The sequence below is a fragment of the Pseudomonas sp. GW822-FHT01E03 genome (genome assembly GCF_058802985.1).
On sequence record NZ_JBXAOQ010000018.1, the window covers coordinates 1 to 12,329 of the forward strand.

Below are 12,329 nucleotides of genomic sequence, written 5' to 3' on the forward strand. Positions count from 1 at the left end.
CCCCCCCCCCCCCCCCCCCCCCCCCCCCCCCCCCCCCCCCCCCCCCCCCCCCCCCCCCCCCCCCCCCCCCCCCCTCCTGGCGAATGATTCAGGTAGGCGCTACTTCCCATCACCGTTGGCGCCATTAGCGAGGGAGTCCATAGAAACTCTTGGTTTTTATTCTCGTCTTTAACGTTTTTCAGGCGCCAAATATTTGAACTTTTGAAGTTGTTCGAAAAGCGATTGGTCTTAGCGCGATTTATTCATACGCCCCATTACAATCTCAGCCATAAGTAAGAAAGCGTCAAACTGGAACAAGCGGCGAGGAGTACTGCAACCCAATAAAAGACAAAATATTGACAACAAAAAACAGTCACATTCTCCCTATTAAGTCGGTGATATATCATGATCAAGATCATGGCCTGCTTTTTAATAGGAGCTGTAACTGCAGGATGCAACGGCATCGTAAAACCCGACTTTTCGGGATCTGCGAATGATTCATATTTTTTAGTCTACTCGGGCTTTCCCGCACCGTATCTATACATGGCCTCGGCCGTGCAATGGAACGAGGACTACGCCGTAACCACTCGCCACACTCCGTTCATCCCCAACGTGAAGTACAGCTGCAGCACAGGTTGTGATCTCGTCTTCATCCTGCACAAGGCCAACGGCCGCTACCCGTCATGGCGCGCACCGCGTGTGGGCGAGAGCATAACTGCCGTTGGGGCGAGTCCTTACTTCATGACCACTACCGGGAAGGGCAAGGTGTATCAAACGCCTTTCGTCAATGCCGCTGAACACAGCGGTGATCTCTATGCCATTCACGATGCCCCACTGATCAAGGGCATGTCGGGCGGGCCGGTCCTCGCAAGTGACGGCCATATTGTCGGCATCAATATTGGTTTCTATTCGACCACCCTGAACGATGTGAGCAATCACTCCGGCGTAAAGGGGGCTGAGAGGCTCAGCATCTTTATTCCTTACTCGATCATTCAGCGCGAGTGGGGGATATTGCAGGCAAAACTTGACGACCCGCACGGCGCGAAGTATGTCGCGAAATAACTTTTAGCTTTCAACCAATTGGCCATCGCGCGTACCCGGAAAAGTCCGCTCTGGCGGGCGGCCTGGAAGGGCTCACCGAAAGGTGGGCCCTTTTTGTTGTCCCGGATTTCTTCAGGTGTTCACAACGTATCGGGCTCGTTCACGTTGTGCAATGTGAACGTTGATGCAGGCGCGACGATTGCTGAGCGGATACCGGGCCACCAGTGATTGCCAGGTAATCGTTCAGATCGTCGCCAGCCTCAATAGGCGTCAGAGGGCAAAGCTCGCTGCAAGGCCGTGGTGGCCTTCCTGTGTTCCCGCGATCAGGTGCATTGGGATGTTCTGTTGTACTTCAATGGACGGTACTTCGAAGCTCCCTACGATCTGGAGGTGGCGCTCGCTCAGTTCGGTCGACTTTCCTGCTTTTTCCTTGGCCATTCTCGCGTGGTTCATTGCGATTTCGTTGAGCGTTGACACGTTACATCTCCCGGTGACTGACCAAGCGTATCGCTGGCGTCCTTAAGCATTGATTGAATGGCTGCGGCGTCAGAATCCTGTCATTCCGGCGCTGCTACGGGCGATCTTAGCAAGCCTCAAGCCACGGATACGGGCGAATTCCTCGTTGTGTTCCGGCAGGCGACGAATGGCGGGTGCCTGTGAATGATGGTCCGGATTTTTTGTTATTCAGGCGTAAACTAGCAATGCGACCTTATCAAAAGGAGCCGCCTATGAACGCCGATCAAATGAGCAAGCAGGCACCTGTGGACACGACTGTCTGGGATCGATATTTCTGCGCTGCATTGATTGCCGAAAGCAATCTGACTGCCCCGATTGTGGGCGAGGCTACTCACGAAGACAGGCAGAACCTGTTGATCGAGAGGGCCAGAGTCCTCGCGGATAAAATGATGCAAAACCGAAGATAACCAGAGCCCAGCCGTCGCGCTGGGCTCTTTGCATGCGGGGTCATGCACCGATGCTGGGGGCGTGCGCATTGCGGGTCAAACGATCAACTCCACCTTGCCGCTCGCCAGGCGATAGATACCGCCCACGATCTTGAGCGTGCCTTTGCTCTGTGCATCAGTCAGCAATGGCGAGGCCTGTTTCAGGCTGTTGACCGAATTCTTGACGTTTTGCGCGGTGGCGTTTTCCATCAGGTTCCCGGGCTGCTTGAGTACTGCCTCGACTGCCGACTTGAGTGCTTCAGTCAGTTTCGGGATATGACCGGGGAAAATTGTCTGATCCTTGACCGCCTTGATACCGGCCTCGATGGCACCGCAACTCTCATGCCCGAGTACGAGAATCAGCGGGGCGCCCAGTACGGCAACCCCGTATTCAAGACTGGCCAAGCCTTCCGGCGTAACGAAGTTGCCCGCGACGCGGATGGAGAAAAGATCGCCGCGCGCGGTGTCGAACGCATATTCCGGGGCGATCCTCGAGTCAGAGCAACTCAGCACGGCCACGAACGGATTTTGGCCGGACACCAAGGCCTCTCGCTCTGCCTTGAAATCGTGCGTCGTGGAAGTGCCGCCTACATATCGTGCATTGCCCTCCATCAGTCTTTTCAACGCCATGTCGGGACTGATTACGTTTTGAGGTTTGGGTGGGGCTGACGCTTTTTCGGCTGCCTGGATGATCTTGCCGGGCAGTGTGCCGGTCAGCAGCAGGGCGCCTGCGCTCAATCCGGCAAATTGAAGAAAACGACGACGGCCTGTTGTATTTGAAGCAGAGCTTGAATCACATGATTTACACATGATTTTGTTTACTCAGTTCAATGGGGTGAGAGTGAGTTGCTGTTGGGGCGGGTACTGCCACGGACGCTCAATACCGGCGCAGTGGAGTCTAGTAGGTCTGTCATATTGTGTTCCGGGCATTGTCTGCGGATGGCGTGCACGCAGCCATTTCATGGGCTACTACTGACAGGCTCATACAACTTCGACCTGGCAGGAGTTTCTCGATGCTGACTCAATGGTTTCTGGCGGCGGTTCATCTTCTGGCATTTGCCTTGGGATTCTGGGCGGTATTGGTTCGAGGCACGGCTTTTCGGCGTTTGGCCGATGGCGCCACAGAGGTGCGCAGTGTTTTGATGGCGGACAATATCTGGGGTATTTCAGCTGTCGTTTTATTGATCAGTGGCGGGATGCGAGCCTTTGGCGGGTACGAGAAGGGCGCGGACTATTACCTGCATCAGCCGCTGTTTCATCTGAAGATGACGCTGTTCGTCCTGATCTTGTTGCTGGAGATTGCGCCGATGGTGACGCTGATCAAATGGCGGATAGCGCTTGCCCGTAAAGTGGCGATCGATACCGGCCGTGCGAAGCTGTTTGCACGGATCAGTCATATCGAGGCGCTGCTGGTGTTGCTGATGGTGGTGGCAGCGACTGGCATGGCGCGAGGCGTGATGCTTGGTTGACTGCGCAGTGAACGCATCCTTCCCTGGGGTAAACCAGAAAAGTCTGACAGCAAAAGGATGGAGCTTGCCGCTAGTATCGACCCCAGGGGTTTGGGTGGGGGCGAAAGCGCAGGGCGATGGGGTGCTGAATCTTTAGCCAGCCGTAATTCCGGACTGAACGGGCTGGCTACTGACTGCAACAGGATTCAGGATTGCGGCTTTTCCGGGGCGGTCAGGCCGGCCTGAATGCGCTGGTAAATTTCTTCACGATGCACTGCAACGTCCTTCGGAGCGTTGATGCCGATCCTGACTTGCTGGCCGCTTACGCCCAGGATGGTGATCGTAATGTCATCACCAATGTTTATGCTTTCACCGACTTTGCGGGTGAGTATCAGCATGGTCTTCTCCTTGATTGCTTTGTGGGGCACCTGATTCGGACAGTGCAGAGGTCGGTGGTATGTATAGATTAGTGCGAAGTCTCGTGGTTTGGGTGCCTCTTTCTGACGCGCAGATGTGGCATTAATTCCCAAGGCGTAACTATACAGAGGCCGCAATCATCAATCTCGTTGTTTTGAGCCCATTTTACGGCACTCGTGAAGTATTCATGGGTGTTAAAATCGCCGCTTTATGCATTTGGAGGGAAGCGTCGTGCGCAAAATGGTTTTGATCATCGCGATATTGGCACTGGCGGGATGTGGCGAGGGCAGCCGTGTGGATGCGCCGAAGCCCAAGCCGGCCATGGCTGCCGTACCCGCGCCGGTGTCCGGTCCGCAATGGGATCTTGAAGTGCGAGGTGAAACCCCTCAGGCGGTCAGTGATCTGAGTGGCTGGCTGATCGAGCACAGTTTCATGTCCAGTGTCGTCAAGGAGAATGGCAATACCCGAATCCTGGTGGGGCCATTCAATTCGAAAGCCGAAGCCGAAGCCAAACAGGATGAAGTTCGCGCGGCGCTCACTCGCGCGAAGAAACAGAACATCGAATTGCTGGTGCTTGAGCGTCCAGCCGCTCAATAACGTAGCGCAGACGTTGAAGAAACAAAAAAGGCCCCGGGCGTTTAGCACCGGGGCCTTTTTTGTTTCAGTGTCCCGTCCTGGATTCAGCCGCAGGCCTTCATGTCTACCGGGCCGACGAACTCGTTGCCGCGCCCCATGACGCACCCCACGCTCTGATTGCGTTGGCGTTCCCAGGCCTGTACCGGATAGGTCTTGTCCCAGGCTTCGTACAGTTGTCGATCCTGTTTCGACAGGCGCAAGCCATACTGCTTGCTCATGTAGAAGTAGGTCCGGGCGATCATGCCGCGAATGGAAGGGCGGGGCATGACTTTCTTGGCCTTGAAGTCGACCTGGGTCAGGCAGGAACCATATTGCCCCGACTGCTCGGGCAGCCAGCCAAAGCTGAAGTTGCTGCGATCGCCGTTGACCTCGCCAATGCTGGGCACCAGGTTGTGCAAATCAGCCTCGGCCTTCTGGTAAACCGGGTCGTAGCGGGTGCAGTTCTTGCGACCGCCCTCTTGCCAGCACTGGCGTTGATGGCCGATTTGCCAGGCCGGAACAATATGCTCCCACTCGATGCGGGATGCGCGCTTGGCATTTTTACGTGGCACATAACCGCAGGCTGCAAGGTTCACCCGGTTGCCGGTGTACTTGCAGCCACAGTAAAACTCGGTGGACTGGGGCGCGTAGAGTTTCCAGGCGACCTTTTTCGCTTCGGTAAAAGTGCGCGGCGCGTCGGCTTGCGCCCCCATGACAAAAAACAGAAACAGCAAAGCAAACCAGCGAACACTCATCGACTCAATCTTCCTTCGGCACAACCCAGAAAATCTGCACACCGCCATCGTCGCGATAGGCGAGGGTGACGTTGTCGTTTTCGTCTATTTCTTCCAGTAAGCGTTCCCATTCATCCACCGGCTCGTCGGGAAGGCGGAAGATCAACGCTGCCCTGGCTTTTTGTGCGGTGGGGGAGTTGATGATTTTCTGAACGCGCAGGCCCATGCGTACATAGGTGTCGGGAGAGGCTGAGGTGGTGTCCACGGAATTATCCTTATTAAGCTGTACGTGCATACAGTATTTAACTGTAGGCCATTTCGCAACTGCTTAAAAACCAAGAAAATCCTCTGACAGCGATTTGTTCCGTTTGGCGTAAGGCGAAGGGATTTTTTTTGTAAGATCCGCGGCAGCCACTCGCCAAGGCTGGCGAATGGCGCACGGGGTGCCCGACCGGATCCGGTCGGGCGAGGGCGAATCAGTATTCCCAGAACATCCGTTGCAGTTCTTTGCTGTCGTTGGTCTTGGTCAGCGCGACCATCGCCAGGACCCGGGCTTTTTGCGGATTCAGGTCGTTGGCCACGACCCAGTCGTATTTATCGTCAGGCTGTTCGGCGTTGCGCAGTACAAAACCGCCGGCGTTGACATGGGAGGAACGAATGATCTGCACGCCATCCTTGCGCAGGGCTTGCAGGGCGGGCACCACTCGCGACGATACCGAGCCATTGCCGGTGCCGGCGTGGATGATGGCTTTGGCGCCGGACTGAGCCAGGGCCTTGTAGGCGGTGTCGCTGACGTTGCCATAGGAATAGGCGATCTCGACGTCAGGCAGGCTCTTGATGGTCTTGATGTCGAATTCGGAATCCATGGTGTGACGCTTGGCCGGCAGGCGGTACCAGTAGGATTTGCCTTCTACCACCATGCCCAGCGGACCCCAGGCACTTTTAAACGCTTCGGTCTTGATATTGATCATTTTGCTGACGTCGCGACCCGACTGGATTTCATCGTTCATGGTCACCAGTACACCTTTGCCTCGCGCGTCTTTGCTGCTGGCCACGGCCACCGCGTTATACAGGTTCAGCATGCCATCGGCGGACATCGCGGTGCCTGGGCGCATGGAGCCCACGACGATGATCGGCTTCTCGGTTTTTTCCACCAGGTTGAGGAAGTACGCCGTTTCTTCCAGGGTGTCGGTGCCGTGGGTGATCACGATGCCATCGACGTCTTTGCTGTCGGCCAGCTCGGCTACGCGGCGACCCAGTTGCAGCAGGTTTTCGTTGGTGATGCTTTCGGAGGCGATTTGCATGACCTGTTCGCCGCGAACGTTAGCCAATTGGCTCAGCTCAGGAACGCCGGCGATCAACTGTTCAATGCCGACTTTCGCCGCTTGATAGGTTGCGCTGTTGGCGGCGCTGGCGCCAGCGCCGGCAATGGTGCCGCCGGTGGCGAGGATCACCACGTTAGCCAGTTTTTGTTGGGCTTCGGCTTCTTTGGCCTGAAGGGCAGTGGGTAGAAGCAACAGCAGGGCCAAGGCGCCCGGAACGAAGGTCTTGAGTGCAGATGTCATTATTTTTCTCTTCTAGTTGTGAGACGGTGCGGATGCAGGTTCATCTAGATACGCCCCGGGCGAATCTGAACGCCGGGGGTGTGAGGGGAAGAGCAGGATCTGTACCAGTAATACGCTGAATCGAAAAACACACCTAAGTTAATGATTTGTAACGGTATTGCTGTTTGTGTCCAGAGCGGTTTCGAGGCTGGGCGTCCGGAATGCCGAACATGTTTAACTTTCGCGTTCGGCTCTCCGAAACGGATCGCGGTCTTGTTTAGGATTTAAACGGGTCAAATCATCCGTCATGACTAAAGAAACGCCCGAGCCGGTCGATGCTCCTTCAAGGGATCTTTTTCTTCAGGAGTTCACATGTCGTTATCTGTTGGCATTCCCAATGCCGCCGGCATCACCATCGCTGGCAAATCGGCCACCACCCTTCGTGCCTTGAGCGACGCAGCCGCTGATTCGGCTGCTCAAGCGCTGGGTGCAAAGGAAAGCGACGGCAACCAGGTCAAGACGGGCCCGGTAGGTCTGGGGGAGGGTGCCGGCGTACAGGCCGAATCGGAAGCCAGCGATAACACTAGCGTTGCGGTGAAGGTCTTGCTCAAGCGTCTGAAGGAATTGCAGCAGCAATTGCGCGAGCAACAGCAGCAACTGGCACAAGCCCAGGCAGCGTCCTATCCAACCCCGGAAGCCAAGACCACAGCAGTAGCAGCCATACAGGGGCAAGTTGCCGACACCAACGGCGCCATCTTGCAAGTGAGTGCGAGCCTGATCAAGGAAATGACCAAGGGTTCTGGCACGGGATCGGTGGTCAATACCACGGCATAGCTGAATGCCGTTTTTCGCCAAACATAGCTGAAAGCGCTTTTCAGGTCGTTGACAAATACCGGCAGGGTTCGCATAGTTTGGTTCACGCAAACGTTTGCGCGGCTCCAATGATGGCTTTTCATCGCGGCGGGCCGTGAAGCTTACGCCAGCGCAAGTGTTGCTCACAATAATCATAAGATCGGAGTGAACCCATGAAGCTGCCATTCGCTGGACGTCTTCTCGCTGTCGCTATGTTGGCTGCTGCATCCGCTGCATTGCCTGTCTCTTCGGCTTTTGCTGAAACCACTGAAAAACCGAAAGTCGCACTGGTCATGAAATCCCTGGCCAACGAGTTCTTCCTGACAATGGAAGACGGCGCCAAGGCCTACCAGAAAGATCACTCCGGCGAATTCGACCTCATCTCCAACGGCATCAAGGATGAAACCGACACCGCAGGCCAGACGCGTATCGTCGAGCAGATGATCCTGGCCAAGGTCAATGCACTGGTGATTGCGCCGGCAGACTCCAAGGCCATGGTCCCGGTGATCAAGAAAGCCATCGATGCCGGTATCACCGTGATCAACATCGACAACCAGCTGGACCCTGCCGTCGTCAAAAGCAAAAACATCAATGTTCCGTTCGTAGGCCCGGACAATCGCAAGGGCGCACGGCTGGTGGGGGATTACCTGGCCAAACAGCTGAAGGCCGGTGACGAAGTCGGCATCATCGAAGGTGTGTCCACCACCACCAATGCCCAGCAGCGAACCGCAGGTTTCAAGGATGCGATGGAGGCGGCGCAGATCAAGGTCGTGTCCCTGCAATCCGGAGACTGGGAGATCGACAAGGGCAACAAGGTAGCTGCGTCGATTCTCAGCGAGTACCCGCAAACCAAGGCCCTGTTGGCCGGCAACGACAGCATGGCGGTCGGTGCGGTGTCTGCGGTGCGCGCCGCGGGCAAGGCCGGCAAGGTGCAGGTGGTCGGCTACGACAACATCAATGCCATCCAGCCTATGCTCAAGGATGGTCGCGTGCTGGCCACTGCGGACCAGTTCGCGGCTAAACAGGCGGTGTTCGGCATCGAGACTGCATTGAAGATTCTCAAGGGCGAGAAGGTCGACGGCGGCGCCAACGGCGTGATCGAAACGCCGGTAGAACTGGTCACCAAGTAGCCTTCTGGCGACGTAACGGCGCTCGTCCAGCCGGACGGGCGCATGGAGAGTTTTTATGTCAGTTTGCGCTCCGAACGCTGTCCTTTCGGTCAGTGGTATCGGCAAGACTTACGCCCAACCGGTCCTGGCCGGCATCGACCTGACGCTCATGCGCGGGGAAGTGCTGGCGCTGACCGGTGAGAACGGTGCGGGCAAAAGCACGCTTTCGAAGATTATTGGCGGGTTGGTCACGCCGACCACCGGCCAGATGCAGTATCAGGGGCAGGACTACCGTCCGGGTAGTCGGGCTCAGGCTGAAGCGCTGGGTATCCGCATGGTCATGCAGGAACTCAATCTGCTGCCGACCCTGTCGGTGGCGGAAAACCTGTTTCTCGACAACTTGCCCAGCAAAGGCGGCTGGATCAGTCGCAAGCAGTTGCGCAAGGCCGCCATCGAGGCCATGGCTCATGTCGGGCTAGACGCCATCGACCCGGACACCCTGGTCGGCGAGCTGGGCATCGGCCACCAGCAAATGGTGGAGATCGCCCGCAACCTGATTGGCGATTGTCATGTGCTGATTCTCGACGAGCCGACCGCGATGCTCACTGCCCGCGAAGTCGAAATGCTGTTCGAGCAGATCACCCGCCTGCAGGCTCGCGGCGTATCGATCATCTACATCTCCCATCGTCTCGAAGAGTTGGCGCGGGTCGCGCAACGCATTGCCGTGCTGCGCGACGGCAACCTGGTCTGTGTCGAGCCGATGGCCAACTACAACAGCGAGCAATTGGTCACGCTGATGGTCGGCCGCGAGCTTGGCGAACATATCGATATGGGGGCGCGCAAGATCGGCGCCCCGGTGTTGACGGTCAACGGCCTGAGCCGGTCCGACAAGGTTCGCGACGTGTCGTTCGAAGTCCGTGCCGGAGAGATTTTCGGGATTTCCGGCTTGATCGGCGCGGGGCGCACTGAATTGCTGCGTCTGATCTTCGGTGCGGATATCGCCGACAGCGGCACGATTGCCCTGGGGGCGCCGGCGCAGGTCATCAATGTGCGTTCGCCAGTGGATGCGGTCGGGCATGGCATCGCGTTGATCACTGAAGATCGCAAGGGCGAAGGCCTTTTGTTGACGCAGTCGATCGGCGCCAATATCGCCTTGGGCAACATGCCCGGCATCTCCGGCGCGGGCTTTGTCGACAACGATAAGGAGCGCGCCTTGGCCCAGCGTCAGATTGACGCCATGCGCATCCGCAGTTCCGGTCCGGCACAACTGGTGTCCGAGTTGTCCGGCGGCAATCAGCAGAAAGTCGTTATCGGCCGTTGGCTGGAGCGCGATTGCTCGGTGTTGCTGTTCGACGAGCCGACCCGTGGCATCGACGTCGGCGCCAAGTTCGATATCTACAACCTGCTCGGTGAATTGACCCGCCAGGGCAAGGCGCTGGTGGTGGTCTCCAGCGACTTGCGCGAGCTGATGCTGATCTGCGACCGGATCGGCGTGCTGTCGGCAGGAAGCCTGATCGATACCTTCGATCGCGACAGCTGGACCCAGGATGAGTTGCTCGCCGCTGCTTTTGCCGGCTACCAAAAACGTGATGCGCAGCTCGTTGAAGCCGCGCCTAGGGATCTTCCATGAATACCGCTTCTTATGCCGGCAAACGCAGTGGCAACTTCTACGGCCTGGGCACCTATCTGGGGCTGGCGGGTGCCTTGTTGGCGATGATCGTGCTGTTCTCGGTGCTGAGCAGTCACTTCCTGTCGTACGATACTTTCAGCACCCTGGCCAACCAGATTCCGGACCTGATGGTGCTGGCGGTCGGCATGACCTTTGTGTTGATCATCGGTGGCATCGACCTGTCGGTAGGCTCGGTGCTGGCGCTGGCGGCCTCGACCGTGAGCGTGGCGATTCTTGGGTGGGGCTGGGGTGTGCTGCCGGCGGCCCTGCTGGGCATGGCCGTCGCGGCGCTTGCCGGTACCATCACCGGCTCGATCACTGTGGCGTGGCGGATACCATCATTCATCGTGTCCCTGGGCGTGCTGGAAATGGCTCGCGGTGTGGCGTACCAGATGACCGGTTCGCGTACGGCCTACATCGGCGATGCGTTCGCCTGGCTGTCCAATCCGATTGCCTTCGGCATTTCGCCGTCGTTCATCATTGCGTTGCTGATCATTTTCGTCGCCCAGGCCGTGTTGACTCGCACGGTGTTCGGTCGCTACCTGATCGGTATCGGCACCAACGAAGAGGCCGTGCGGCTGGCGGGGATCAATCCAAAGCCTTACAAAATCCTGGTCTTCAGCCTGATGGGGTTGCTGGCCGGCGTTGCCGCGTTGTTTCAGATTTCTCGCCTGGAAGCCGCCGACCCGAACGCTGGCTCCGGTCTTGAATTGCAGGTGATCGCGGCCGTCGTGATCGGCGGGACCAGCCTGATGGGCGGGCGCGGCTCGGTGATCAGCACGTTTTTTGGCGTCCTGATTATTTCCGTGCTGGCCGCGGGGCTGGCGCAGATCGGGGCAACCGAACCGACCAAGCGCATCATTACCGGTGCGGTGATCGTGGTGGCGGTGGTGCTGGATACTTATCGCAGTCAACGCGCAAGCCGGCGGACCTGAGTCATGGCGACTATCAAAGATGTGGCAGCCCTTGCCGGCATTTCCTACACCACGGTTTCCCATGTGGTGAACAAGACCCGCCCGGTCAGTGAAGAGGTGCGGATCAAGGTCGAAGCGGCAATTCAGACCCTCGACTATGTTCCCAGCGCCGTGGCCCGTTCACTCAAGGCCAAGACCACGGCCACCATCGGCCTGTTGGTCCCCAACAGCCTCAACCCGTATTTCGCCGAACTGGCCCGGGGTATCGAGGATTACTGCGAGCGAAACGGTTACTGCGTCATCCTGTGCAACTCCGACGACAATCCGGACAAGCAGCGCAGCTACTTGCGTGTGCTGCTGGAAAAACGCATCGACGGCCTGATCGTCGCCTCGGCCGGCGGCGACAGTGGCCTGGCACAAGGCCTGAAAGGCGTCCGCACGCCAATGGTGATCGTCGACCGCGGACTGGACGGTGTCGATGCGGACCTGGTGCGCATCGACCATGAATACGGCGCGTATCTGGCGACCCGGCACCTGTTGGAGTTGGGGCACCGGGATATCGCCACGATCAGCGGGCCGCAAAGCACCAGTGTGGCGCAGATGCGTCTGGCAGGTTATCGCAGGGCCTTGAAGGAGGCGGGTGTCGAAGTCTCTCCCGGGCGCATGCTGGAAAGTGATTTCACCAGCACCGGCGGTTACAGCGCTGCCACGATTCTGCTGGAAAGCAATCCGCCTACCGCCGTTTTTGCGGCCAACGACATGATCGGCATCGGTGTGCTGAGGGCCGCCGCCGAGCGCAATATTCGCGTACCGAGCGAGTTGTCGGTGATCGGCTTCGACGATATCCAGATGAGTCGGTATGTCTACCCGTCGCTGACCACGGTCGGGCAATCGATCCTGCAGCTCGGCGAAATGGCTGCCGAAGTGCTTTTGCGCCGAATCGCCACGCCGGGTCTGGCGACCGATCAGCGGATCGTGACGCCGAGTATCGTCATGCGTGAATCGACGGCGCCGCTGGCCGGCGTGTTTGCCCAATTCCGTTGAAACAAAAAGCCGTTGAAAACAG

General features: G+C 57.8%; 15 protein-coding genes. 9 read left to right on the forward strand and 6 right to left on the reverse strand.

The window, feature by feature from the left end:
• Nucleotides 1-384 precede the first annotated feature (384 nt).
• On the forward strand, nucleotides 385-1,041 hold the full coding sequence (locus AC1RP7_RS26095; RefSeq protein ID WP_493183270.1) for a trypsin-like peptidase domain-containing protein: 657 nt from the start codon (nucleotides 385-387) through the stop codon (nucleotides 1,039-1,041).
• Between the two features lie 249 nt (nucleotides 1,042-1,290).
• Here the strand turns inward: AC1RP7_RS26095 and AC1RP7_RS26100 are convergent, their stop codons facing one another.
• Nucleotides 1,291-1,497 (reverse strand): hypothetical protein, encoded by a 207-nt coding sequence (locus AC1RP7_RS26100; RefSeq protein ID WP_493183272.1) that lies wholly within the window; start codon nucleotides 1,495-1,497, stop codon nucleotides 1,291-1,293.
• A gap of 251 nt (nucleotides 1,498-1,748) precedes the next feature.
• Between AC1RP7_RS26100 and AC1RP7_RS26105 the strand changes: the two genes are divergently transcribed.
• The gene (locus AC1RP7_RS26105) at nucleotides 1,749-1,943 is read left to right on the forward strand and encodes a hypothetical protein (RefSeq protein WP_057715554.1); all 195 of its coding nucleotides are present in this window, start codon (nucleotides 1,749-1,751) and stop codon (nucleotides 1,941-1,943) included.
• Nucleotides 1,944-2,018: 75 nt separating this feature from the next.
• Here AC1RP7_RS26105 and AC1RP7_RS26110 read toward each other — a convergent pair whose 3' ends face one another.
• Nucleotides 2,019-2,771 (reverse strand): carbonic anhydrase, encoded by a 753-nt coding sequence (locus AC1RP7_RS26110; protein ID WP_429521205.1) that lies wholly within the window; start codon nucleotides 2,769-2,771, stop codon nucleotides 2,019-2,021.
• A gap of 203 nt (nucleotides 2,772-2,974) precedes the next feature.
• Here AC1RP7_RS26110 and AC1RP7_RS26115 point away from each other — a divergent pair, with 203 nt between their 5' ends.
• Nucleotides 2,975-3,430, forward strand: coding sequence for a DUF2214 family protein (locus tag AC1RP7_RS26115; protein WP_057715552.1), 456 nt, complete (start codon nucleotides 2,975-2,977; stop codon nucleotides 3,428-3,430).
• A 185-nt stretch (nucleotides 3,431-3,615) separates the two neighbouring features.
• Here the strand turns inward: AC1RP7_RS26115 and csrA are convergent, their stop codons facing one another.
• Nucleotides 3,616-3,807, reverse strand: a complete 192-nt coding sequence (gene csrA, locus AC1RP7_RS26120) for a carbon storage regulator CsrA (protein WP_007975691.1) — start codon at nucleotides 3,805-3,807, stop codon at nucleotides 3,616-3,618.
• Between the two features lie 250 nt (nucleotides 3,808-4,057).
• Here csrA and AC1RP7_RS26125 point away from each other — a divergent pair, with 250 nt between their 5' ends.
• Nucleotides 4,058-4,423: a hypothetical protein gene (locus tag AC1RP7_RS26125; protein WP_057715551.1), complete on the forward strand. Its 366-nt coding sequence runs from the start codon at nucleotides 4,058-4,060 to the stop codon at nucleotides 4,421-4,423.
• 83 nt (nucleotides 4,424-4,506) lie between these two features.
• On the opposite strand, the gene AC1RP7_RS26130 is transcribed toward AC1RP7_RS26125, so the two are convergent.
• The 3 genes from AC1RP7_RS26130 to AC1RP7_RS26140 all read right to left on the reverse strand — a co-directional run bounded on the left by AC1RP7_RS26130 (nucleotide 4,507) and on the right by AC1RP7_RS26140 (nucleotide 6,740).
• Nucleotides 4,507-5,196 (reverse strand): endonuclease, encoded by a 690-nt coding sequence (locus tag AC1RP7_RS26130; protein ID WP_150812523.1) that lies wholly within the window; start codon nucleotides 5,194-5,196, stop codon nucleotides 4,507-4,509.
• Nucleotides 5,197-5,200: 4 nt separating this feature from the next.
• Nucleotides 5,201-5,470 carry a DUF1654 domain-containing protein gene (locus AC1RP7_RS26135; protein ID WP_046041595.1) on the reverse strand — a complete coding sequence of 90 codons (270 nt, stop codon included), beginning with the start codon at nucleotides 5,468-5,470 and terminating at the stop codon, nucleotides 5,201-5,203.
• Nucleotides 5,471-5,651: 181 nt separating this feature from the next.
• Entirely contained in the window at nucleotides 5,652-6,740 is a 1,089-nt protein-coding gene (locus AC1RP7_RS26140) for an asparaginase (protein ID WP_340317156.1), read from the reverse strand.
• Nucleotides 6,741-7,091: 351 nt separating this feature from the next.
• Here AC1RP7_RS26140 and AC1RP7_RS26145 point away from each other — a divergent pair, with 351 nt between their 5' ends.
• From AC1RP7_RS26145 to AC1RP7_RS26165, 5 genes are all read left to right on the forward strand, one after another.
• A complete protein-coding gene (locus tag AC1RP7_RS26145) occupies nucleotides 7,092-7,553 on the forward strand; it encodes a hypothetical protein (RefSeq protein WP_493183274.1) in 462 nt (153 codons plus the stop codon).
• Between the two features lie 191 nt (nucleotides 7,554-7,744).
• Nucleotides 7,745-8,701 (forward strand): sugar ABC transporter substrate-binding protein, encoded by a 957-nt coding sequence (locus AC1RP7_RS26150; RefSeq protein ID WP_057715547.1) that lies wholly within the window; start codon nucleotides 7,745-7,747, stop codon nucleotides 8,699-8,701.
• 55 nt (nucleotides 8,702-8,756) lie between these two features.
• Nucleotides 8,757-10,310, forward strand: a complete 1,554-nt coding sequence (locus AC1RP7_RS26155; RefSeq protein WP_349736831.1) for a sugar ABC transporter ATP-binding protein — start codon at nucleotides 8,757-8,759, stop codon at nucleotides 10,308-10,310.
• On the forward strand, nucleotides 10,307-11,284 hold the full coding sequence (locus tag AC1RP7_RS26160; protein WP_489340151.1) for an ABC transporter permease: 978 nt from the start codon (nucleotides 10,307-10,309) through the stop codon (nucleotides 11,282-11,284). Before AC1RP7_RS26155 ends, AC1RP7_RS26160 begins: the two co-directional genes overlap by 4 nt.
• A 3-nt stretch (nucleotides 11,285-11,287) precedes the next feature.
• Nucleotides 11,288-12,307, forward strand: coding sequence for a LacI family DNA-binding transcriptional regulator (locus AC1RP7_RS26165; protein ID WP_429521200.1), 1,020 nt, complete (start codon nucleotides 11,288-11,290; stop codon nucleotides 12,305-12,307).
• The last annotated feature ends 22 nt before the right edge of the window (nucleotides 12,308-12,329 follow it).